Genomic DNA, 22,088 nt, shown 5'->3' on the forward strand with positions numbered 1-22,088 from the left:
GGGCACATGGTCGGCGAGGTGCACGCCCTCACCACCGGACCGCGCCCCTGGGCGGCCGGCGCGGTGGTGACGGCCGGCCGCGGACCCGTGATCGCCGTGGCCGAGGCGGCGGGCTGGGCCGTCCGCTACTCCGCCTACGACCCCCGCACCGACAGCGGCGTCGAACTGCCGCCCGAGGACCGGGTGCCGGTCACCGTCGACACCCCCTTCGACCTGGCCTCCCTGACCAAGCTGTTCACCTCGGTCGCGGCGGTCCAGCAGATCGAGCGCGGCACCCTGGACATGGACGCCCAAGTGGGCCACTACCTACCGGAGTTCCGGGTCCTGACCCGACACCGCGTCACCGTACGGCAGTTGCTCACCCACACCTCCGGGCTCCGCCCCGAACTCCCCTTGTACGACTGCCCGGACCGCGCCGCCCGCCTGACCATGCTGCGCGCCGAGGCGCCGACGAGCCCCCCGGGCACCTACCGCTACTCGGACCTGAACATGCTGCTCGTCCAGTTCGTCCTGGAGCGCGTCACCGGCCGCACCCTCGACGTCCTCGTGCGCAACGGCATCACCCGGCCGCTCGGCATGACCGCCACCGGGTTCGGGCCCTGCCCGGGGGCCGCGGCCACCGAGGACCAGTGGCGGCCGTGGGCCAAGGCAGACCGGGGGATGCTGCGGGGCGTCGTCCACGACGAGAACGCCTGGGCCCTCGGCGGCGTCGCCGGCCACGCCGGTCTCTTCTCCACCGCCCGCGACCTCGCCGTCTTCTGCCGCACCCTGCTCGCGGGCGGCTCCTACGGCCCTGCCCGCATCCTCGCCCCCGACTTCACCGACCTCCTTCTTGGCCCGCCCGGCCTCGGCTTCGCCCTGGACCAGCCCTGGTTCATGGGCGCCCTCTCCGGCCGCGGCGCCGCCGGCCACACGGGCTTCACGGGCACGTCCCTGGTCCTCGACCGGGCCACGGACACGTTCGTGGTGCTGCTCGCCAACACGGTGCACCCGCGCCGGCGGCCGGCGGACAGCGCGCCGAGGGCGGCGATCGGGACGTGGCTGGCCCGGGCGGTGGTCTGAGGGGCGGTCCCTCGCCGGGGACCGGCACCGCCACCGGGCGCCATAGAATCTCCAGGTGACCGCCCCCGTACCACCGGCCGACGCCCTCCGCCGGAGCCTTGCCGAGCTGCTCGACGGGCTCCCGCCCACCCAGGCCGCCGGCGCCGTCGAACGGCTCATCGCCGCCTACCGCGGCGACACCCCGACGCACGCCCCGATCCTGCGCGACCGCGCCGACGTCGCCGCCTACGCCGCCTACCGCATGCCGGCCACCTTCGAGGCCGTGCGCTCGGCCCTCGCGGCCTTCGCCGATACCGTCCCCGGCTGGGCCCCCGGCAGCCACGTGGACGTCGGCGGCGGCACCGGCGCCGCGACCTGGGCGGTCACCGACACCTGGGCAGGCACCCGCCCGGTGACCGTCCTCGACTGGGCCGAGCCCGCGCTCGCCCTCGGCCGGGAGCTGGCCGCCGCCAACCCCGCCCTGGCCGGCGCCGAGTGGCGGCGCGCCCGGATCGGTTCCGGGCTCACCCTGGAGCCCACGGACCTCCTCACGGTGTCGTACGTCCTCAACGAGCTGGCCGGACCCGACCGCACCGCGCTCGTCGACGCCGCCGCGGCCGCCGCCCGGACCGTGGTGATCGTGGAGGCCGGCACCCCCGCCGGGTACGCCCGGGTGATCGAGGCCCGCGACCGGCTGGTCGGCGCCGGGTTCCGCGTCGCCGCGCCCTGCCCGCACAGTGCCGCCTGCCCGATCGCGCCCGGCACCGACTGGTGCCACTTCGCCGCCCGCGTCGGCCGCTCCTCCCTGCACCGCCGCGTCAAGGGCGGCTCCCTGCCCTACGAGGACGAGAAGTTCTCCTACGTCGCCGCCACCCGGCTGCCCGCCGAGCCGGCCCCCGCCCGCGTCGTGCGCCGCCCCCAGATCCGCAAGGGCCAGGTCCTCCTGGACCTGTGCGAACGCGACGAGCGACTGAGCCGTACGACGGTCACCAAGCGCCACGGCGACCTGTACAAGGCGGCGCGGGACACGGACTGGGGCGCCGCCTGGCCCCCGGACGAGACGATATGACGGACGTCTCCACCCTTGAGCCCTCTGAGATCTGAGCCCCCTGAGCCCCCTGACTGATCCCTCTGATTTCCTCCCGTATCCACCCGCCGTCCCCCGAAGCGCACGAAGGTGGGACCATGGGGCATGCTGTCCGCACACCAGAGGCGAGGGGATAGATGAGCGGGACGTTCGGCGGCCGGGGCGGCCGGCAGGGCAGACTCTCCCAGTGGCTGCGTGGACGCCGGCCGAAGGAGGGCGCCGCCGACGACGGCGGCCGTGAGGCCCTGCTGCTCGCCGCCGCCGAGGCGGGACTGCCGCTCGCGCCCGCCGCGCACCCCGCGCCCGGCTACCGGTGTTCCTGCGACCGGGTGGGCTGTCCCACCCCGGCCCGGCACCCCGTGTCCTTCGCCTGGCAGACCCAGTCCACGATCGACCGCCCCCAGATCGAGCGGTGGGCCCGGCACCAGCCCGAGGCCAACTTCATCACCGCGACCGGCATGGTCCACGACGTCCTGGACGTGCCCCTGGAGGCCGGGCGGGAGGCGCTGGAGCGGCTGCTCGCGGAGGGCGTGGAGGTGGGCCCCGTCGCCGAGAGCGACGACGGCCGGATGCTGTTCTTCACCCTCACCCGGGGCACCCCCGAGGACGAGGACGAGTGGTGGCCCTGCGAGCTGGACTGCCACCCCGAGACGATGGCCGAGCACCCCGGCCTGCGCTGGCACTGCCGGGGCTCCTACGTCCTCGTGCCCCCGGCCCGCCTCCCCGGCGACGACCAGCGGGTCCGCTGGGTGCGCGGCCCGGAGCACCCGCTGCCCGAGCCCCTGACGCTCCTGGAAGCCCTCACCGACGCCTGCGCCCGGTACGCCTCCGAAGCCGCCCCTCAGCAGGACCAGCCCTGGCCCCTGCGCCACTGACCCGGAGGGCTATTCGCCCTTCGCCCCCGTCACCCCGGTCACCTTCGCCACGATCGACACCTTCCCCCCGCCCGCCGGGTCCAGCGCGGTCTGGCCGGCCGTGGACTCCAGCGTGAGGGACTGGTGGATCTCACCCGTCGTGAGGGCCTGGATGGCCTTGCTCGGGGTGGGCACGGAGGTGTTCGCGGCGGCGGTCTCCTTCTCGTAGTGGTGCGTGGTGAAGAAGACCAGCGCGCCCCCGTCCGCCGTGCGCAGGGCGAGCGGGGCGTAGTCGCCCCGGGTCAGGGGCTGGTCGATGTACTGGCGCACGAGGCCCGGCTTGCGGGCCTGGGCCTGGCGGTAGGCGCGCAGCTCGCTCGTACTCGGCCCGTCGGCGAACGCCTTGCCGCCCCGCTTCAGGTAGTCGACGTAGGAACGGCTCAAGTCACTGGGATTCATGGCCAGTTGGGACGAGGTCGCCGGTACCGCCTCGCCCCACCCGTCCTTGTCCTTCTTGAACTCCGGTACGGCGCCCGGAGCCGCCAGCGTCAGATACGCCACCCGCCACCGCTCGCCCAGGTCCGCCCGGGTGAACACCAGCAGCCAGCGGTAGTCGCCGCCCTTGTTGCCCCGCGCGTCCGCGAGGAACCAGCGGGGCCAGCCCGCCTTCTTCGGGATCGTGATCTTGACGTCCGACAGCTTCAGCGGCACGTGACTCGCGTTGCCGGACGGGCTGTTGACGTGGCCCGCCTTCAGCCGGGCGGCGTCGATGTCGGCGAGCGGCCCGGTGACATAGGGCGCGTCGAGCGAACTGTCGTACGCCTTGTCGGCCTTGTTGTACGCGTCGGTGAACGCGGCGAGCGCTTTCGCGGCCTCCGCCGGGGTGGCGCCGGGCAGCACCTCGCGCTCCCCGTGCACCACCATGCATCCGCTCGCCGTGAGCGACAAGGCGGTCAGCGCGGCCGCCATCAGTGCGTTCCGGTCACGCCGACGAAGCCGTCGAGGGCTGCGTTCCCTGGTCATCGGGCTCCTTCACCTTCCCCGTCCCGGAGGCGAACCCTACCGGGGCGAGGAACACCGTGAGCACCGGGACCAAGTACAGGGCCCAGACCGTGACCTGGACGACCGTCGGGTCCGGCTGGAAGTTGAAGACGCCCTTGAGGAGGGTGCCGTACCAGCTGTCCGGCGCGATGGTGCCGCTGATGTCGAAGGCCAGGCGGTTGATGCCGGGGACCCAGCCGGCCTCCTGGAGGTCGTGGAACCCGTACGCCAGCACGCCCGCCGCGACCACGACCAGCATGCCGCCGGTCCAGGTGAAGAACTTCGCCAGGTTGATCCGCAGCGCGCCCCGGTAGAACAGCCAGCCCAGCAGCACCGCCGTGGCGATGCCGAGGGCGACGCCGATCAGCGGGCGCGGGGTGCCGTCACTGGCCGCGTGCACCGACGCCCACACGAACAGCGCGGTCTCCAGGCCCTCCCGGCCGACCGCGAGGAACGCCGTGGCGACGAGCGCGCCGGTGCCCATCGCGAGCGCCGCGTCGAGCTTGGCGCCCAGCTCCGACTTCAGGTGCCGGGCGGTGCGCCGCATCCAGAACACCATCCAGGTCACCAGGCACACGGCGACGATCGACAGCGAGCCGCCGAGCGCCTCCTGCGCCTGGAACGTCATTTCCTGGGAGCCGAATTCGAGCGCGCAGCCGAAGCCCATCGCCAGCGCGATCGCGATGCCGATGCCGGTCCAGATGGGCCGAAAGGCGTCCCGGCGGCCGGTCTTGACCAGATACGCGATCAGGATGCAGACGACGAGCGACGCCTCCAGCCCTTCCCGCAGGCCGATCAGGTAGTTGGAGAACACGGGCTACGCCTCCTTGGAGAACAGTGAACGGCCCCACCAGTCGTCGGCGTCCCGGACGCCCGGCGGGATCGCGAAGACCGCGGAACCCACGTGCTGGATGTACTCGCCCAGCGCGTCGTGCGCGGCCAGCTTGCGCTGGAGCGGGATGAAGCCCTGGCGCACGTCGCGCTGGTAGGCCAGGAAGAACAGGCCCGCGTCGAGGCGGCCGAGACCGTCGGTGCCGTCGGTGAAGGAGTAGCCGCGGCGCAGGATGGTGATCCCGCCGTTGGCGTCCGGGTGCGCGAGCCGCACGTGCGCGGTGGGCTTCATCGCCTTCAGGAACGGCGCGTCGTGCTCGCCGGCCTTGCCGACCGGCGCGCCTTCGCGCTTGTCCCGCCCGAACACGTCCTCCTGCTCCTGGAGCGACGTGCGGTCCCAGGTCTCGATGTTCATGCGGATGCGCCGGGCGACGAGGTACGACCCCCCGCTCATCCAGTCCGGCCCGTCCCCGTCGCCGACCCACACGAACTTCTCCAGCCGGCCCCTCTCGGTGCCCGCGATGTTGCGGGTGCCGTCCTTGAAGCCGAACAGGTTGCGCGGGGTCTGCGCGTCCGGGGTGGTGGAGGAGGTCTTGCCGAAGCCGAGCTGGGACCAGCGCACGGCGACCTTGCCGAAGCCGATGCGGGCGAGGTTGCGGATCGCGTGCACCGCGACCTGGGGGTCGTCCGCGCAGGCCTGCACGCACAGGTCGCCGCCGGTGCGGGACTTCTCCAGGTTGTCGCCGGGGAAGGCGGGCAGGTCGACGAGGGCCGCGGGCCGCTCGGCGCCCAGCCCGAACTTGTCGAACAGGGACGGCCCGAAGCCGACGGTCAGGGTCAGCCGGCAGGGGGTGAGGCCCAGCGCCTCGCCGGTGTCGTCCGGCGGGGCCTCGGCGAGCCCGCCGTAGGCGCCCCCGCCGACCGTCCGGCCCGCGGTCATCCGCCGGGCCGCGGCCGTCCAGTCCTTCAGCAGCTGGACGAACTCCTCGCGGTCGTCGGTCTTCACGTCGAACGCGGCGAAGTGCAGCCGGTCCTGCACCGGAGTCGCGATGCCCGCCTGGTGGGCGCCGTGGAACTCCACCGCGCCCCCGGCCGCGTCCGCCTCCTGGGACCCCTCGTCCGTCAGCGCCACCGCGCCCCCGGCCGCCGCGGCGCCGAGCGCGATCCCGGCCCCGCCCCAGCCGATCAGCGCCCGGCGCGAGGGCCGCGCCCGCCGCGCCCCGGTCATCTCCTCCGCGCTCACTTCGCGACCGCCGCGGCGAGCTTCGACAGCGGCTCGGCGAGCGCGTTCACCGCGTCCGACAGCTCCTTGCGCTGCTCGCCGGTGACCTTGTCGTAGGAGACGAAGTCGTACGACGTCTTGTCCGCGCGGTACTTGTCCAGCACGCCGTCGAGGGCGGTGAACTGCTTGTCCAGCTCCTTGGCGAGCGCCGGGTCGTGCTGCGCGGCGACCGGCTTGAGCAGCTCGTACGCCTTGCGCGCGCCCTCGACGTTGCCCTGGAAGTCGACCAGGTCGGTGTGCGCGTAGCGGTCCTCCTCGCCGGTGACCTTGCCGGTGGCGACCTCGTCCAGCAGCTCCTTGGCGCCGTTGGCCATGGACGTCGGGGTGATCTCGGCCTTGCCGACCCGCTGCTGCCAGTCCTTGAGGTCGCTCACCAGCTGGCCGGCGAGGGTCTTTTCCTCGGCGCCGATCTTCTTGTCGGCCCACAGCGCCTTCTCCAGGCGGTGCCAGCCGGTCCACTTCTGGCCCTTCTCCAGGCCGTCGGCGCGCGCGTCGGTCTTCGGGTCGATGTCACCGAAGGACTCGGCGACCGGCTCGGTGCGCTCCCAGCCGAGGCGCGAGGGGGCGTACGCCTTCTTCGCGGCGTCGAGGTCGCCGGCCTTGATCGCGTCGGCGAACTTCTGGGTGAGCGGCACGGTGGCGTCGGCCTGCTCCTGCGCGTACTGCCGGTACTCGGCGACCGCCTTGTCCAGCCGGGGGTCGCGCTTCGCGGCCGTCGAGCCACCGGTGACGGTGAGCGGCTGCCGGACGCCGTGGCCCTTCATGCCGGGGCGGCAGGCTATCTCGTACGCCCCCGCCTTCACCTCGGCGGTCAGCGTGTACCGGGTGCCCGGACCGATGTTCTCCTTCTCGGAGACGATCCGGTCGTCCGGGAACAGGATCTCCACCTCGGTGGCCTTCGACCCCTTGTTCGCTATCTGGAGGGTGACCTGGCCGGCCGGGACGGACTTGGCGGAGGTCTCGCATGTCGAGTCGGCGGCGGTGACCTGGACGGCGTCGCCGTCCTTGGCCTCGCTCTTGGCGGTGCAGGCCGAAAGGGCGGTCAGTACGGCCGCGGTCGCGGCGGCGATGACGGTCGGACGGACGGCACGCATGCGGGCTCCCTGCGATCCAGTTTGGTGAGGCTTCCCTAACTTACCTGAGGTTTACCGTTCCCATACCTTCGGGGTGCGTGATCCGGATCTCAGGACGGGCGGCAGGGAGCCGCACGCGGTGTTTCAATTCCCGGGTGACTGACTACGACGTACTGCGCGTCTTCTGCGCCCCGCACGGCGGCTACGGCAACGAACTCGGCGTGGTCCGCGACGGCTCCACGCTGCCCGAGCGCGCCGACCGGCAGGCGTTCGCCGCCAAACTCGGCTTCAGCGAGACCGTGTTCGTGGACGACCCCGAGCGCGGCGCGATCGACATCTACACGCCCTCGGTACGACTGCCGTTCGCCGGATATCCGTGCGTCGGCGCCGCCTGGCTGCTGGACGTGCCCGAACTCGTCGTCCCCGCAGGGGTGGTGAGCGCCCGGCAGGACGGCGAGTTCTGCTGGATCGAGGCCCGCCCGGAGTGGCCCGAGCCGCGCACCCTGCGCCAGTACGCCACCCCCGCGGAGGTGGACGCGCTCCAGGTTCCTCCGCCGGGCGAGTGGGTGTACGCCTGGGCCTGGGAGGACGAGGCCGCGGGTCGGGTCCGCGCCCGCGCCTTCCCCGGCCGCGGCGACGGCATCGAGGAGGACGAGGCCACCGGCGCGGCCGCCCTCCAGCTCACCGCCCGGCTCGGCCGCGCCCTCAACATCACCCAGGGCGCTGGCTCCCAACTCCTCACCGCGCCCCAGCCGGAGGGCTGGGTGGAGGTGGGCGGCCGGGTGTTCCTGGAGCGCTGACCCGGCCCGCACACACGAGGAAGGCCCGCCCTCCGAGGAGAGCGGGCCGGTGTGCTGTGGGGGGTACGGGCTACGGCAGGGTCAGGATGTCCGCGCCCTCGTCCGTGACCACCAGCGTGTGCTCGAACTGCGCGGTGCGCCTGCGGTCCTTCGTCACGACCGTCCAGCCGTCGTCCCACATGTCGTACTCGTGGGTGCCCAGCGTCAGCATCGGCTCGATGGTGAAGGTCATCCCCGGCCGCATCACCGTGGTGGCGTGCGGGCTGTCGTAGTGCGGGACGATCAGCCCGGAGTGGAAGGACGAGTTGATGCCGTGTCCGGTGAAGTCCCGTACGACGCCGTAGCCGAAGCGCTTGGCGTACGACTCGATCACCCGGCCGATGATGTTGATCTGCCGGCCGGGCCGGACCGCCTTGATCGCCCGGTTCAGGGCCTCACGGGTGCGCTCCACCAGCAGCCGCGACTCCTCGTCCACGTCCCCGACCAGGTAGGTGGCGTTGTTGTCGCCGTGCACCCCGCCGATGTACGCGGTCACGTCCAGGTTGACGATGTCGCCGTCCCTGAGGACCGTCGAGTCCGGGATGCCGTGGCAGATGACCTCGTTGACCGAGGTGCAAAGGGACTTGGGGAAACCGCGGTAGCCGAGCGTGGACGGGTAGGCGCCGTGGTCGCACATGTACTCATGGGCCACCTTGTCCAGCTGGTCCGTGGTGACCCCGGGCGCGATGATCTTCGCGGCCTCCGCCATCGCCCGCGCGGCGATACGGCCGGCGATCCGCATCGCCTCGACGGTCTCCGGGGTCTGCACCTCGGGCCCGGTGTACGGCGTCGGCGCGGGCTTGCCGACGTACTCGGGGCGACGGATGTTCCCCGGGACGGAACGGGTGGGGGACTGTTCCCCCGGTACGAGCAGCGACTGGCCAGACATACCGGCGAGTCTATCCAGCGGAGATGGGGCAACATGTCGTTGGGAGGCGAGAGGAGCGGTCCGTGGCCCTGTTCAAGAAGCGCACTGTGGGCAAGCCGGGTGAGTGGTACTACTGCCTGGAGCACAAGAAGGTCGAGGAGGGCCCGGACTGTCCGGGCAAGGACCGCTTCGGGCCGTACGCCTCGCCGGAGGAGGCGCAGCGGGCGATGGAGGGGGCGGCCGAGCGGAATCTGCGGTGGGAGAACGACCCGCGCTGGCACGACGCCTCCGGGGCGGGCTCCGGGGCGGACTCCGACGAGGAGTGATCACGCCCGCGCGGACACGGCTCCGGCGCGCCGCTCCCGCATCCGTACCGCGTGCTCGTTCGTCCGCACGTCGTACGTCATGAGGCCCGGCAGGCACAGCGCGAGCAGGCCCACCGCGCCCGCGCAGGCCAGGCCGCCGGCGGCGACGGAGGTGCGCAGGCCCGCCCACGCGGCGAGGCCGCCCGCGCGGACCTGGCCCAGTTGGGGGCCCACCGAGTAGGACAGCAGCTCGATCCCGGCGAGCCGGCCGCGCAGCTCGTCGGGGATCGTCTGGTTCCACATCGCGGCCCGGAAGATTCCGCTGACCATGTCGAACCCGCCGCCCACGGCGAGCAGGAGCAGCACCAGCCAGACGTGGCGGGTCAGCCCCACCGCCGCGACCGACAGGCCCCAGCCGGCCGCCGCCAGCACCACCATCAGCCCGTGCCGGCGCACCCGCGAGGCCCAGCCGCTGGTCAGGCTCACCACCAGGGACCCCGCCGGGATGCTCGCGTACATCAGCCCGAGCGACCAGTCGGCGTCCAGCTCGTCGGCCAGGAACGGCAGCACCGCCAGCGGCATGGCCAGGGACATCGCCGCGAGGTCCACCACGTAGGTGCCGAGGAGTTCCTTACGGCTCCACGCGTACCGGGCGCCCTCCGCGACGGCCCGCAGCGACGGCTTGGCGGCCTCGTGGGACGCGGGGGAGGGCGCGATCCGCACGATGTACGCCAGCGAGACGGCGAAGGTCAGCAGGTCGGCGCCGTACGCCCAGCCCAGGCCCGCGTAGGCCACCACCACCCCCGCGAGCGCCGGGCCCGCGACGCCGCCCACCGTCCAGCGCAGCGAGTTCAGCGAGGCCGCCGCGGGCATGTCGGCGTGGGCGACGATCCTCGGCCACAGCGAGTCCAGGGCCGGGCGCTGGACCGCGCCGAGGGCGGAGGAGAGGGCGGCGACGGCGTACAGCGGCCAGATCGCGGGGTGCGGGAGCAGCGCGTCGAGCAGCAGCACCGCGCTGAGCAGGCCCTGGCCGGCCTCCGTCCACACGATCAGGGCCCGCTTGTCCAGCGCGTCGGCGAGCGCGCCGCCGTACAGGCCGCACACGATCAGCGGGAGCAGCTCCACGGCGCCGATCGCGCCGACGGCCGCGGTGGACTCCGTGAGGTCCTTCAGTTGGACGGGGAGCGCGACGAGGGTGAGGAAGCTGCCGAAGTTGCTGATCAGGCCGGACTTCCACAGCCGCCGGAAGTCGGCGGAGGCCTTCCAGGGCGCGAGGTCGGGCAGCAGGGCGGAGGTCACCCGGGCATGCTCGGGCGACGGGGGTGGGGAGGCAACTCATTTCTCCCGGCGCCCGATGCCCGATGCCCGGCGCCCGGCCGCCTGGCCCCCGACGCCCGATGCCCGGCGCCTGGCCCCCCGGCGCCTGGTCCCCGGCGCCTGGCCCCTGGCCCCCGGCCGCCTGGCGCCTGGCCCCCGGCCCCGGTGCCCGGCCGCCCCCGGCCGCCTGGCGCCTGGCCCCCGGCCCCCGGTGCCTGGCCCCCGGCGCCTGGCCCCTGGCCCCTGGCCCCCGGCGCCTGGCCCCTGGCCCCCGGCGCCTGGCCCCTGGCCCCCGGCGCCTGGCCCCTGGCCCCCGGCGCCTGGCCAGCGGCCCCCGGCCGCCTGGCCGTGAGCGCGACGCCGCTTTCCCCGGTCGCCGCCCGCGCCCGGCGACGTAGAGTCGCCCCATGACCTCTACCGACAGCGCACAGAAGGCCCCCGCCAAGGACCCCTGGGACCTGCCCGACGTCTCCGGGTACGTCGTCGGCGTGCTCGGCGGCACCGGCCCGCAGGGCAAGGGCCTCGCCTACCGGCTCGCCAGGGCCGGCCAGAAGGTGATCATCGGCTCCCGGTCCGCCGACCGCGCCCAGGCCGCCGCCGCGGAGCTCGGCCACGGCGTCGAGGGCGCCGACAACGCCGAGGCCGCGCGCCGCAGCGACATCGTGATCGTCGCCGTGCCGTGGGACGGGCACGGCGACACGCTGAAGTCGCTCGGCGCGGAGCTGGCCGGCAAGCTCGTCGTGGACTGCGTCAACCCGCTCGGCTTCGACAAGAAGGGCGCCTACGCGCTCAAGCCCGAGGAGGGCAGCGCCGCCGAGCAGGCCGCCGCGCTGCTCCCGGACTCCCGGGTCACCGCCGCCTTCCACCACCTGTCGGCCGTCCTGCTCCAGGACCCCGAGATCGAGCGGATCGACACCGATGTGATGGTGCTCGGCGAGGAGCGCGCCGACGTGGAGATCGTGCAGGCACTCGCCGGGCGCATCCCCGGCATGCGCGGCATCTTCGCGGGCCGGCTGCGCAACGCCCACCAGGTCGAGTCCCTGGTCGCCAACCTGATCTCGGTCAACCGCCGCTACAAGGCGCACGCGGGGCTCCGGCTCACCGACGTGTGAGGCCGTTCTCCGGCGAGGCGGGGCCGACCTTCCTGTGAGCCGCCCGTGGCCATGGGGGACACTGGTCGCCGTAGCAGTGTCCCCCGACAGGAGCCACCCGTCATGCCCCGCATCGCCCTCTACACCCTCGTGGTCTGCGTCCTCTCCTTGGCCGCGGCCGTGGTCTCCTTCGTGCAGGGAAGCTGGCTGGGGATCGTCTGGGTGCTGCTGGCGGGCCTGTCGTCCAACATGACCTGGTACTACGTCAAGCGCGCCCGCGCCGCCGCGCAGGACGGGCCGGTCACGAACTGACCAGGCAGATCCCGGGGGTGCCGCTCCAGAAGCGGTAGAGCCAGTACCCGCAGTCCGTGTACGCCGTGTCCACCCCGAGCCCGCGCAGGATGGTGTGGATCAGGTCGAAGAACGCGATGTTCAGCGACGGGATCCACAGCAGCGCGAACACGATCAGCAGCCCGAGCATCGGGAACGACTCCACCTGCCGCCGCACCCCGGCCGGCAGCCACGGCTCCAGCACGCCGTACCCGTCCAGGCCCGGTACCGGCAGGAGGTTCAGCAGCGCCGCCGTCACCTGGAGCAGCGCGAGGAAGGCCAGCGCGAACCGGAAGGCCATCGGCACCCCGTCCAGCGCGTGCAGCCAGAACGGCGCGGTGCACACCGCCGCGAACAGCGCGTTCGTCAGCGGGCCCGCCACCGAGATCAGGCTCAGCCGCCAGCGACCCCGGATCCGGCCCCGCTCGATGAACACCGCGCCGCCCGGCAGACCGATCCCGCCCATGATCACGAACAGCACCGGCAGCACGATGCTGAGCAGCGCGTGCGTGTACCTCAGCGGGTTCAGCGTGAGGTAGCCCTTCGCGCCGATGGTGATGTCGCCGCTGTGCAGGGCGGTGCGCGCGTGCGCGTACTCGTGCAGGCACAGGGAGACGATCCAGGCCGCCGTCACGAACAGGAACACCGCGACGCCCGGCCGCGTCGAGAACCCGGTCCAGGTGGCCCAGCCGGCCACCGCCGCGACGGCCAGGATCCCGACGAACACCGGGCTGACCCTCCGGTCGGCGGGGCGTCGGGTGGTGGCGGTGGTCATGGGCGACTCCTGTGAAGGGCGGACGAACGGTCGGGCGGACGGGCGGCCTGATCCGGGAAGTTCCCGGCCGACACGCGGAAAACGTCTCGCACGCGCCCCCGGGTTCCTGGAGAGTGGGTCAATGCCACGGACGAGTGTGTTCTCCGCGGACCGGCGACGGGTAGCTCCACGGCACGGCGGAGAACCCCGGTTCTGATCCGTCGTACCGTGGGCTTTCCCGTCACCCCGGACGTCAACCGGGAGCGTCCGCCCCGGCCGGTGACCACCCCCTGACCGCTTCCCGAGCCTCCGGAGACAATGGACCCCGTGCGCTATCGCCTTCTCGGCCCCACCCAGGCCCTCCGCCCCGACGGTACGGCAGTCCAGGTCGGCGGGGCGCGACTGCGCGCGCTGCTCAGCGTGCTGGCGCTGCGGGCCGGGCGGCCCGTGCCGGTGGGGGTGCTGGTGGACGAGGTGTGGGGCGACGAGCCGCCCGCCGACGCCGCCGGCGCGCTCCAGGCGCTCGTGGGCCGGCTGCGGCGTGCGCTCGGCGCGGACGCGGTGGCCTCCACCGACGGCGGGTACCGGCTCGCCGCCACCGCCGACGACGTCGACCTCACCCGCTTCGACCGGCTGACCGGCGACGGCCTCGCCGCCCTCGCCGAGGGCGATCCCGCCAAGGCTGCCGGTCTGCTGGACGACGCCCTCGCGCTGTGGCACGGCCAGGCCCTCGCCGACCTGCCCGACCGCACCGCCGAGGCGGCCCGCTGGGAGACCCGCCGCCTCGACGCCCAGCGCGCCCGGCACACGGCGGCCCTCGCCCTCGGCCACGCCGAAGGCGCGCTGCCCGAACTGATCGCCCTGTGCGACGCCCACCCGCTGGACGAACCACTCCAGGCGCTGCGCCTGCGCGCCCTGCGCGACCTCGGCCGCCCGGCCCAGGCGCTCGCCGCGTACGAGGAGGTCAGACGCCTCCTCGCGGACCGGCTTGGCTCCGCCCCCGGACCCGAACTGCGTGCCCTGCACGCCGAGTTGCTCGGCACGGGCGGCGCCCCCGCCGGCCGGTCCGCGCACGGCGACGGGGGTGCTCGCGGCAGCCGGGACACCCATGCCGACCGGGACACCCATGCCGGCCGGGTCGCCCCCGGCGGCCGGGGTACGCACGCGGCCCGGAGCGGTGCGCCCGACCGGGCCGGTCAGGGCAACCTCCCCGCCCGGCTCACCTCCTTCGTCGGCCGGGAAGCCGACCTCGCGGCCCTCGGCGCCGACCTCGCGACCGCCCGGCTGGTCACCCTGCTCGGGCCCGGCGGCGCGGGCAAGACCCGGCTGTCGCAGGAGGCCGCCGAGGCGGTACGGGACTCCGTGCGCGACGGGGTGTGGCTGGCCGAACTCGCGCCCGTGGACGACCCGGACGCCGTACCCCAGGCCGTGCTCACCGCGATCGGCGCCCGGGAGACCGTGCTGCACGGCGCCGGCGCCGAGGGCATGCGCGCGGTGGTCGACGGGCACGACCCGCTGGACCGGCTGGTGGAGCACTGCGCCCGGCGCCGGATGCTGATCGTCCTCGACAACTGCGAGCACGTCATCGAGGCCGCCGCCCGGCTGGCCGAGCGGCTGCTGGCCCGCTGCCCCGAGCTGACCGTCCTCGCCACCAGCCGCGAACCCCTCGGCGTGCCGGGGGAGTTGCTGCGCCCGGTGGAGCCGCTGCCGGAACCCGTCGCGCTGCGCCTGTTCGCCGAGCGCGGCGCGGCGGCGCGGCCCGGCTTCCGGGTCGAGGACGACCCGGAGGCGTGCGCCGAGATCTGCCGCCGCCTGGACGGACTGCCCCTCGCCATCGAGCTGGCGGCGGCCCGGCTGCGCATGCTGACACCACGTCAGATAGCGGACCGGCTCGACGACCGGTTCCGGCTGCTCAACTCCGGCAGCCGGACCGTGCTGCCCCGCCAGCAGACCCTGCGGGCCGTCGTGGACTGGTCCTGGGACCTGCTGGACGCCGACGAACGCGAGGTGCTGGCCCGGCTGTCCGTCTTCGCGGGCGGCTGCGACCTGGCCGCCGCCGAGGCCGTGTGCGGGCCCGTCGCCCTGGACGCGCTGGGTTCCCTCGTCGACAAGTCCCTGGTGGTGGCCGCCCCTTCGGCCGACGGCACCATGCGCTACCGCCTCCTGGAGACCGTCGCCGAGTACGCCGCCGAGCGCCTGGTGGAGACCGGCCGGCGCGCCGAGGCCGAGCGCGCCCATCTGACGTACTACCGCGAACTCGCCCGCGCCACCGACCCCTTGCTGCGCGGCCCCGGACAGCGCGCCGCCATCGCCCGGTTCCAGGCGGAGTACGAGAACCTGCGCACCGCCCTCAGACACGCCGTCGCCGCGCGCGACGAGCAGGAGGGGCTGTGTCTGGTGCTGTCCCTGGTGTGGTTCTGGCAGATGCGGGACCAGCGCATGGAGGCCCGCGCCTGGTGCCGTGAGGTCATGATGCTCGGCCCCGATCCGTTCGCCGAACCGGTGCGCCGCGCGGAAGCGGTGTGGCAGCGCTGCACCGACACCCCGCCGCCCTACGCGGGCGAGGTCCTCGAAGAGGCCAGGCGCAGCCTCCACCTCGCCCATCTGGCCTGCATGGAAACCGAGATGGACGCCTGGCAGACCCCCGAGGCCCAGGCCAAGCTGCGCGTCGTCGCCCAGGTCTACGAGCCGGGGATGCCGCAGACCTGCCGGGCGCCCGGCGTGGTGTGGTTCTTCGCCGTGATGCTCACCGGCGGGGTGGAGCGGATACGGGCGATCGCCGACGCCAACGTGGAGACCTGTCGCAACACCCCCGGCTTCGAGTGGGAGCTGGCCGGCGCCCTCCAGATGCGCGCCAACTTCCTCGCCAACCGCACCTCCTCGGCGGGTGACGCCACCCGCGACGCCGACGAGGCGCTCGCCATCTACCGCCGCCTCGGCGACGACTGGGGCACCGCCGAGGCGCTGTCCGCGCGCGGCGAGTCCTACGAACGCAAGGGTCTCTACGACGCGGCCGCCGCCGACTACCGCGCTGCCGCCGAGCACGCCGAACGCCTCGGCGCCCGCGCCCAGACGGCCGTACTCGGCGCGCGCCTCGGCAGTGTGCTCATGGAGTCGGGCGAGGTGGAGGAGGGCGAACGGCTGCTGCGGGAGGTGGTCGCGAGCCAGGACCTCGCGCACAGCGAGGCGATGCCCGCCGCCCGGCTCTTCCTGGCCTGCTGGCTGGGCCTGACCGGGCGTACCGGCGAGGCCCGCGAACAACTGGCGCTGCTGCGCGAGGAGTTCAGGATCGCGAGGTTCGTCGTCTTCGACGCGCTGCTGCTCTGCCAGGAGGCCTGGGTGGACGCGATGGACGACTGCAACGAGGACTCGCTCGAACGGATCCGCAGGGCACTCGGGCTCGCCGCCGACCCGCTCGTCGAGGCCGTCGTCCCCCAACTCCCCACCGCCGTCCTCAACGTGGGCGCCATGGCGCTCGCCCGCGTCGACTCCGGCGCCCGCGCCACCGACGCGGCCCGCGCGCTGGCCGCCGCCGACCGTCTGCTGCCCGTCGGCCATATCCCCTCCGGCATGGAGCGCCGGGCCCGCGACATCACCGAGGCCCGTATCCGCGAGGTGCTGGACGAGGAGTCGTACGAGACGGCGTACGCCGAGGGCGGTGGCCTCTCCCTCGCGGAGGCCACCGCCCTGATGTGAACCGGCGTACGCGTCGCCCGTTCGTGAACGTCAGCTCTTCGTACGGAACTTGTGGATCGCGACCGGCGCCATCACCGCGGTGATCGCCACCGACCAGCCCACGGTCACCCACAGGTCGTGCGCCACCGGGCCGCCGACCATCAGGCCCCGGGCCGCGTCCGCGAGCGTGGACAGCGGGTTGTAGTCGGTGAAGGCCTGGAGCCAGCCCGGCATCGACGCGGTCGGCGCGAAGATCGAGGAGCCGAACTGGAGCGGGAACAGCACCAGGAAGCCCACGCCCTGCACGGACTGCGCGCTCTTCAGGATCACGCCGAGGGTGAGGAACACCCACATGATCGAGGAGGCGAACAGCGCCGACAGACCCAGGGTCGCGAGCAGCCCCGGCCAGTTGGTGATGTGGAAACCGACCAGCACGGCGACGACCATCAGCACGGCGGTCGCGAACAGCATCCGGCCCAGCTCCACGGCGATCTTCGCGAACAGCACCGAGCCGCGCCCGATCGGCAGCGACCGGAACCGGTCCATCACACCGCTGTTGAAGTCCTGGCTGAAGCCGGTGCCGACACCCTGGGACAGGGTCATGCTCATCATCGCCAGCATGCCCGGGATGACGTACTGGACGTACCTCTCCTGGCCGCCGCCGAGCGCCTGCCCGATCGAGCCGCCGAAGACGTACACGAACAGCAGCGTGAAGACGATCGGCATCAGCAGCGCGTCGAACATCGACTCCGGGTCCTGCCGGATCCACAGCAGGTTGCGCCGGATGAGCGCGCCGGTGTGCCGCAGGTGCCCACGCAGCGGAATCCGGGCGTCGGCGGCGGGGGCGGCGGCGGGAGTAGTGACGGCGGCGCTCATACGGCGACCTCCTGGCGGGCGTCGGCGGGCGTGGTGTCCTGCGGGTCGCCGGCGCGGTGGCCGGTGAGGGAGAGGAACACCTCGTCCAGGCTGGGCAGTTCGGTGGTGATGGAGGAGAGGGTGATGCCGCGCGCGGTGACCGCGCCGACCACCGCGGTCAGCTGCTCGTCGCTGAGGACCGGCACCAGCAGGGTGCCGGTCTCGCTGTCCACGGTGGTGGACGCGAGGCCGGTGATGCCCAGCTCGTCCAGCATCGAGGCGAGCGGGCGCAGCTCCAGCGGGTCCACCGGGCGCACGCGCAGGGTGCGGCCGCCGACCCGGGCCTTCAGCTCCTCGATGCCACCGGTCGCGATCACCTTGCCGCGGTCCACCACGGTCAGCTCCGAGGCGAGCTGCTCGGCCTCCTCCATGTACTGGGTGGTGAGCAGCACGGTCACGCCCTCGCCGACCATCGTCTGGACCTCGTCCCACACCTCGTTGCGGGTGCGGGGGTCGAGGCCGGTCGTCGGCTCGTCCAGGTACAGCACCGCCGGGCGGCCGATCATCGAGGCGGCGAGGTCCAGGCGGCGGCGCATACCGCCGGAGTACGTGCTCGCCGGGCGCTTGGCCGCGTCCGTCAGGGAGAACCGCTCCAGCAGCTCGTCGGCGCGGGCGCGGGCGTCCTTGCGGGACAGGTCGAGGAGCCGGCCGATCATGTACAGGTTCTCCCAGCCGGGGAGCTTCTCGTCCACGGAGGCGTACTGGCCGGTGAGGCCTATCACCTTCCGTAGCTGCCGGGGCTGTCGTACGACGTCGTACCCGGCCACCGTCGCCTCGCCGGCGTCCGGCGTGATCAGGGTGGACAGGATCCGCACGAGCGTGGTCTTGCCGGCGCCGTTCGGCCCGAGCACGCCCATCACGGTGCCCTCGCGCACGTCCAGGTCGACGCCGTCCAGCGCCTTGGTCTCGCCGTAGTGCTTGACCAGTCCCCGCACAGTCACGGCGTCGCGTCCGCCGCCGGGGTTCTCATCGATTCGCGTCATGTCCCAGACTCTGACAGGCCCCGCCGACAAACCGCCGACAAACCACCGACGGGTGCCGACAGCCCGCCGACACGCCGTCGGACCCCCGTCCGGTGGTGTTGAATACGGCCCTATGGACGAGAGCGAACGCCCCGCGAGCCGCACCGCGGTGCTGGTCTGCCAGGGACGGGCGGCCGCCGACGGCCGGGCCGCGGTGGGCCGGTTCGCCGATCCGGTGGCGGTACGGCTGCTGCGCGCCGCGGAACGCGTGGCCGTGGACGAGGTGCGCGCGAGCACTCCGCCGCAGGGCTGGCAGGCGCGCGCGGTGTACGAGGGTGTGCGGGCGTGCGCCGAGGTGGTGGTGGCGCGGACGGTCGCGATCGACGAGGCCCTGCGCGCCCGCCCGGCCGGCCAGCTCGTGATCCTCGGCGCCGGCCTCGACACCCGCGCGTGGCGGCTGCCCGAGCTGGCCCGTACGGATGTGTGGGAGGTCGACCATCCGGCCTCCCAGCAGGACAAACGCGCCCGCCTCGGCGAGGCCGCGCACGACGGCGGGGAGCTGGTGGCCCTGGCTCGTTCCGTGCGGTTCACGCCGGTCGACTTCGCCACCGACGACCTCGGAGCGGCGCTGGACGCCGCCGGGCACGACCCGTCGGCGCCGACGACCTGGCTGTGGGAGGGCGTCGTCCCCTATCTGACGCGCGAGCAGGTGCGCGCCACGCTGGCCGCGCTCACCGCCCGGACGGCCCCGGGCAGCACCCTCGTCGTCAACTACCAGGCACCGTCGGCGAAAGCGGCCGCGGGACGACTGCTGGCCCGCGTGCTCGGCAGCTCCGTCACCGCGGGCGAGCCCTGGCGCTCCCTGTGGAAGCCGCGGCGGATGGCGGACCTGCTCGCCGGGTACGGCCTGCGGGTGACCTCGGACGACGACCTCCTGACCCTCGCCCGCTCCGTCGGCGGCCCGGCGCGGGGCCGGACCTCCCTCGGGTCGGGGCGCGTGGCCGTCGCCGAGAGCCACTGACGCGAGGCCGCGCGCCAAAAGAGGGGCAGCCCCGCCGAAAAAGGGGGCAGCCCCGCCGACGGGGGAAGATCAGCGGGGCTGCCGGGTGGTGCCGTGGTGGCTCGGGGTGCCGTAGTGGCTAGTGGACGGAGTGCTCCTCCGCCGGGAAGGCGCCGCCGACCACGTCCTCCGCGAAGGACTTCGCCGCGGAGCCCATCACGTCGCGCAGATCGGCGTACTTCTTGACGAACTTGGGGACGCGCCCGGACGTGAGGCCCATCATGTCCGTCCACACCAGGACCTGCGCGTCCGTGTCCGGACCTGCGCCGATGCCGACCGTCGGGATCTGGAGCGAACGCGTCACCTCGGCCGCCAGCTCCGCCGGCACCAGTTCGAGGACGACGGCGAAGGCGCCCGCGTCCTGCACCGCCTTGGCGTCCTGGAGCAGCTTCGCCGCCGCCTCCTCGCCGCGTCCCTGCACGCGGTAGCCCATCGCGTTGACGGACTGCGGGGTCAGCCCGATGTGGGCCATGACCGGGATGCCGGCCTCGACCAGCAGCCGGATCTGCTCGTGCGAGCGCTCGCCGCCCTCCAGCTTGACCGCGCCGACCCCGGCCTCCTTGACCAGCCGGGTGGCCGAGCGCAGCGCCTGCACCGCCCCCTCCTGGTACGACCCGAAGGGCAGGTCGGCGACGATCAGGGAGCGGCTGGTGCCCCGGACGACCGCCGACGAGAGCACCGTCATCTCGTCGAGGGTGACGGGCACCGTGGTGTCGTAGCCGAGGTGGCAGTTGCCGGCCGAGTCGCCGACCAGCAGGACCGGGATGCCGGCCTCGTCGAAGACGGACGCGGTCATCGCGTCGTAGGCGGTGAGCATGGGCCACTTCTCGCCCCGCTCCTTGGCGAGGGTGATGTCGCGGACCGTGATGCGGCGAGTGCCCTTCCCCCCGTACAGCGCCTTGCTGCCGTCGGAAGGCTTGTTGTTCTGGGCAGCCGAAAGCTGCGTCATGGCAACGGCTCCTTCAAGTCATCTCGAAGCGCCCGTACGGCGTCTCCGGACCGACTCCATGGTGGCACCTCGTGCCATCCAGGGCCAGGGGGGTCCCTGTGATCCTCCCCGCCCCCGAACCCACCCCTCCGCTTCGCGCAACGTCAAGCCCCCGAACAGGTAAGTTCTTGGTAAAGGCATTAAGATACGAGACGGTTCCGTATCGGAATCGCACTAGGCTCGAACACATGACAACTTCCGTCCCTGTCTCCAGGATTCCGGAGGCGGTGCACCGCCGCCGTTGGGCCATCCTCGGCGTGTTGATGTTGAGCCTGCTCATCGTGGTGCTCGACAACTCGATCCTGAACGTCGCCATCAAGACCATCTCCACCCCGGCCCCGACCGGCCTGGGCGCCACTCAGAGCCAGATCGAGTGGGCGATCAACGCGTACACCCTCGTCTTCGCGGGCCTGCTGTTCACCGCCGGCCTGATCGGTGACCGGTTCGGCCGCAAGAAGGTGCTGCTGGGCGGCATCGCCGTCTTCGGCGTCGGCTCGGCCCTCGCCGCCGAGTCCGGCTCCCCGGGCCAGCTCATCGCCTACCGCGCGCTGATGGCCCTCGGTGCCGCGTTCGTCATGCCGGCCACGCTGGCCGTCCTGATGAACGTCTTCGAGCGTGAGGAGCAGCCGAAGGCCATCGGCATGTGGGCCGGCGGCGTCGGCCTCGCCATCGCCATCGGCCCGATCACCGGCGGCGCCCTCCTCGACCACTTCTGGTGGGGCTCGGTCTTCCTGATCAACGTGCCGATCGTGATCCTCGCCCTCGGGCTGATGATCTGGCTCGTGCCCGACTCCCGCGACCCCAGTCCGGGCCGCCTGGACCCGATCGGCGTCGTCCTGTCCGTCGTCGGCCTGGTCCTGCTGGTCTACGGCATCATCAAGGGCGGCCAGCTCGCAGACTTCACCGACCCGACCGTGCTCGCCACGATCGGCGCGGGTGTCGTCGTGCTCATCGCCTTCGTGGTGTTCGAGAAGCGCAGCGACCACCCGTCGCTGGACGTGAGCTACTTCAAGAACAAGGTGTTCTCGGCCGCCATGGCCGCCATCGCGCTGGTCTTCTTCGCGCTGATGGGCGTCACCTTCTTCTCGGTCTTCTACACCCAGAGCGTGCGGGGCTACTCGCCGCTCAAGTCCGGCCTGCTGATGCTGCCGCTGGCCGCCGCGCAGATGATCTTCGCGCCGCGGGCCCGCCTGGTGGTCCAGCGGTTCGGCAACAAGGCCACGACGACCGTCGGCCTGGTGGTGATGGCCGGCACGCTCGCCGCCTTCGCCACCTTCGACGCCGACACGCCGATCTGGCTGCTGGAGGTCGTCTTCTTCCTGATGGGCACCGGCATGGCGCACATCATGACGCCGACCTCGGTCGTCATCATGCAGGCGCTGCCGCGCGAGAAGGCCGGCTCCGCCTCCGCGCTGAGCAACACCTTCCGCCAGGTCGGCGGCGCCCTCGGCATCGCCGTCCTCGGCTCGGTGCTCGCCACCGCCTACCGCAACGGCATCGAGGACAAGCTCGGCCTGCTGCCCGCCGCCCTGCGCGACAAGGCCGGCGACTCCATCGAGGCCACCCTCGGCATCGCCCAGAAGCTCGGCCCGCAGGGCAAGCTCCTGGTCGGCCCGGCCGACGACGCCTTCCTGCACGCCATGCACGTCACCGCCTGGTGGGGCGCGGCCGTGGCCCTGGTCGGCGCCGTGGTCACGGCCCTGTACCTGCCCGGCAGGCCGCGCGCGGGAGAGCAGGAGAATGAGGAGAAGGAGCTGGTCGCCGCCATGGACTGA

The 22,088-nt window shown here is 73.2% G+C and carries 20 protein-coding genes; 10 read left to right on the plus strand and 10 right to left on the minus strand.

The window, feature by feature from the left end; all coding sequences use genetic code 11:
* The first annotated feature begins 6 nt into the window (after nucleotides 1–6).
* The 3 genes from AB0927_RS17660 to AB0927_RS17670 all read left to right on the plus strand — a co-directional run bounded on the left by AB0927_RS17660 (nucleotide 7) and on the right by AB0927_RS17670 (nucleotide 3,003).
* On the plus strand, nucleotides 7–1,062 hold the full coding sequence (locus AB0927_RS17660; RefSeq protein ID WP_366668503.1) for a serine hydrolase domain-containing protein: 1,056 nt from the start codon (nucleotides 7–9) through the stop codon (nucleotides 1,060–1,062).
* Nucleotides 1,063–1,117: 55 nt separating this feature from the next.
* Entirely contained in the window at nucleotides 1,118–2,110 is a 993-nt protein-coding gene (locus AB0927_RS17665) for a small ribosomal subunit Rsm22 family protein (RefSeq protein WP_366668504.1), read from the plus strand.
* 155 nt (nucleotides 2,111–2,265) lie between these two features.
* On the plus strand, nucleotides 2,266–3,003 hold the full coding sequence (locus tag AB0927_RS17670; RefSeq protein WP_366668505.1) for a bifunctional DNA primase/polymerase: 738 nt from the start codon (nucleotides 2,266–2,268) through the stop codon (nucleotides 3,001–3,003).
* A gap of 9 nt (nucleotides 3,004–3,012) precedes the next feature.
* Here the strand turns inward: AB0927_RS17670 and AB0927_RS17675 are convergent, their stop codons facing one another.
* From AB0927_RS17675 to efeO, 4 genes are read right to left on the minus strand one after another with little or no spacing between them, the layout of a single operon-like run.
* Complete coding sequence (locus AB0927_RS17675) at nucleotides 3,013–4,005, minus strand: hypothetical protein (protein WP_366668506.1); 993 nt, start codon at nucleotides 4,003–4,005, stop codon at nucleotides 3,013–3,015.
* A complete protein-coding gene (gene efeU, locus AB0927_RS17680; protein WP_366668507.1) occupies nucleotides 3,965–4,837 on the minus strand; it encodes an iron uptake transporter permease EfeU in 873 nt (290 codons plus the stop codon). Before efeU ends, AB0927_RS17675 begins: the two co-directional genes overlap by 41 nt.
* Nucleotides 4,838–4,840: 3 nt before the next feature.
* Nucleotides 4,841–6,082 (minus strand): iron uptake transporter deferrochelatase/peroxidase subunit, encoded by a 1,242-nt coding sequence (gene efeB / locus AB0927_RS17685; protein ID WP_366668591.1) that lies wholly within the window; start codon nucleotides 6,080–6,082, stop codon nucleotides 4,841–4,843.
* Between the two features lie 11 nt (nucleotides 6,083–6,093).
* Nucleotides 6,094–7,230, minus strand: a complete 1,137-nt coding sequence (gene efeO / locus AB0927_RS17690; RefSeq protein WP_366668509.1) for an iron uptake system protein EfeO — start codon at nucleotides 7,228–7,230, stop codon at nucleotides 6,094–6,096.
* Nucleotides 7,231–7,364: 134 nt separating this feature from the next.
* On the opposite strand from efeO, the gene AB0927_RS17695 reads away from it, so the two are divergent.
* Nucleotides 7,365–8,009: a PhzF family phenazine biosynthesis protein gene (locus AB0927_RS17695; RefSeq protein ID WP_366668510.1), complete on the plus strand. Its 645-nt coding sequence runs from the start codon at nucleotides 7,365–7,367 to the stop codon at nucleotides 8,007–8,009.
* Between the two features lie 70 nt (nucleotides 8,010–8,079).
* Here AB0927_RS17695 and map read toward each other — a convergent pair whose 3' ends face one another.
* Nucleotides 8,080–8,937, minus strand: coding sequence for a type I methionyl aminopeptidase (gene map, locus AB0927_RS17700; RefSeq protein ID WP_366668511.1), 858 nt, complete (start codon nucleotides 8,935–8,937; stop codon nucleotides 8,080–8,082).
* 62 nt (nucleotides 8,938–8,999) lie between these two features.
* Here map and AB0927_RS17705 point away from each other — a divergent pair, with 62 nt between their 5' ends.
* Nucleotides 9,000–9,242 (plus strand): hypothetical protein, encoded by a 243-nt coding sequence (locus AB0927_RS17705; RefSeq protein WP_366668512.1) that lies wholly within the window; start codon nucleotides 9,000–9,002, stop codon nucleotides 9,240–9,242.
* On the opposite strand, the gene AB0927_RS17710 is transcribed toward AB0927_RS17705, so the two are convergent.
* Nucleotides 9,243–10,520 (minus strand): MFS transporter, encoded by a 1,278-nt coding sequence (locus AB0927_RS17710; RefSeq protein ID WP_366668513.1) that lies wholly within the window; start codon nucleotides 10,518–10,520, stop codon nucleotides 9,243–9,245.
* A 425-nt stretch (nucleotides 10,521–10,945) separates the two neighbouring features.
* On the opposite strand from AB0927_RS17710, the gene npdG reads away from it, so the two are divergent.
* Nucleotides 10,946–11,650 carry an NADPH-dependent F420 reductase gene (gene npdG / locus AB0927_RS17715; protein ID WP_366668514.1) on the plus strand — a complete coding sequence of 235 codons (705 nt, stop codon included), beginning with the start codon at nucleotides 10,946–10,948 and terminating at the stop codon, nucleotides 11,648–11,650.
* Between the two features lie 51 nt (nucleotides 11,651–11,701).
* Nucleotides 11,702–11,941 (plus strand): hypothetical protein, encoded by a 240-nt coding sequence (locus AB0927_RS17720; protein ID WP_366668515.1) that lies wholly within the window; start codon nucleotides 11,702–11,704, stop codon nucleotides 11,939–11,941.
* Here the strand turns inward: AB0927_RS17720 and AB0927_RS17725 are convergent.
* Entirely contained in the window at nucleotides 11,931–12,734 is an 804-nt protein-coding gene (locus AB0927_RS17725; protein ID WP_366668516.1) for a site-2 protease family protein, read from the minus strand. The genes AB0927_RS17720 and AB0927_RS17725 overlap by 11 nt on opposite strands.
* Nucleotides 12,735–13,031: 297 nt before the next feature.
* Between AB0927_RS17725 and AB0927_RS17730 the strand changes: the two genes are divergently transcribed.
* Nucleotides 13,032–16,409 carry a BTAD domain-containing putative transcriptional regulator gene (locus tag AB0927_RS17730; RefSeq protein ID WP_366668517.1) on the plus strand — a complete coding sequence of 1,126 codons (3,378 nt, stop codon included), beginning with the start codon at nucleotides 13,032–13,034 and terminating at the stop codon, nucleotides 16,407–16,409.
* Between the two features lie 30 nt (nucleotides 16,410–16,439).
* Here AB0927_RS17730 and AB0927_RS17735 read toward each other — a convergent pair whose 3' ends face one another.
* A complete protein-coding gene (locus AB0927_RS17735) occupies nucleotides 16,440–17,264 on the minus strand; it encodes an ABC transporter permease (protein ID WP_366668518.1) in 825 nt (274 codons plus the stop codon).
* The gene (locus AB0927_RS17740) at nucleotides 17,261–18,286 is read right to left on the minus strand and encodes an ATP-binding cassette domain-containing protein (protein ID WP_366668519.1); all 1,026 of its coding nucleotides are present in this window, start codon (nucleotides 18,284–18,286) and stop codon (nucleotides 17,261–17,263) included. The genes AB0927_RS17735 and AB0927_RS17740 overlap by 4 nt, the downstream gene beginning before the upstream one ends.
* A gap of 112 nt (nucleotides 18,287–18,398) precedes the next feature.
* Here AB0927_RS17740 and AB0927_RS17745 point away from each other — a divergent pair, with 112 nt between their 5' ends.
* Nucleotides 18,399–19,286: a class I SAM-dependent methyltransferase gene (locus AB0927_RS17745; RefSeq protein ID WP_366668520.1), complete on the plus strand. Its 888-nt coding sequence runs from the start codon at nucleotides 18,399–18,401 to the stop codon at nucleotides 19,284–19,286.
* A gap of 118 nt (nucleotides 19,287–19,404) precedes the next feature.
* Here the strand turns inward: AB0927_RS17745 and panB are convergent, their stop codons facing one another.
* Nucleotides 19,405–20,274: a 3-methyl-2-oxobutanoate hydroxymethyltransferase gene (gene panB / locus AB0927_RS17750; protein ID WP_366668521.1), complete on the minus strand. Its 870-nt coding sequence runs from the start codon at nucleotides 20,272–20,274 to the stop codon at nucleotides 19,405–19,407.
* 227 nt (nucleotides 20,275–20,501) lie between these two features.
* Between panB and AB0927_RS17755 the strand changes: the two genes are divergently transcribed.
* Nucleotides 20,502–22,088 (plus strand): MFS transporter, encoded by a 1,587-nt coding sequence (locus tag AB0927_RS17755; protein ID WP_366668522.1) that lies wholly within the window; start codon nucleotides 20,502–20,504, stop codon nucleotides 22,086–22,088.

This window comes from Streptomyces sp. NPDC048106 (assembly GCF_040706415.1).
Taxonomy (GTDB): domain Bacteria; phylum Actinomycetota; class Actinomycetes; order Streptomycetales; family Streptomycetaceae; genus Streptomyces.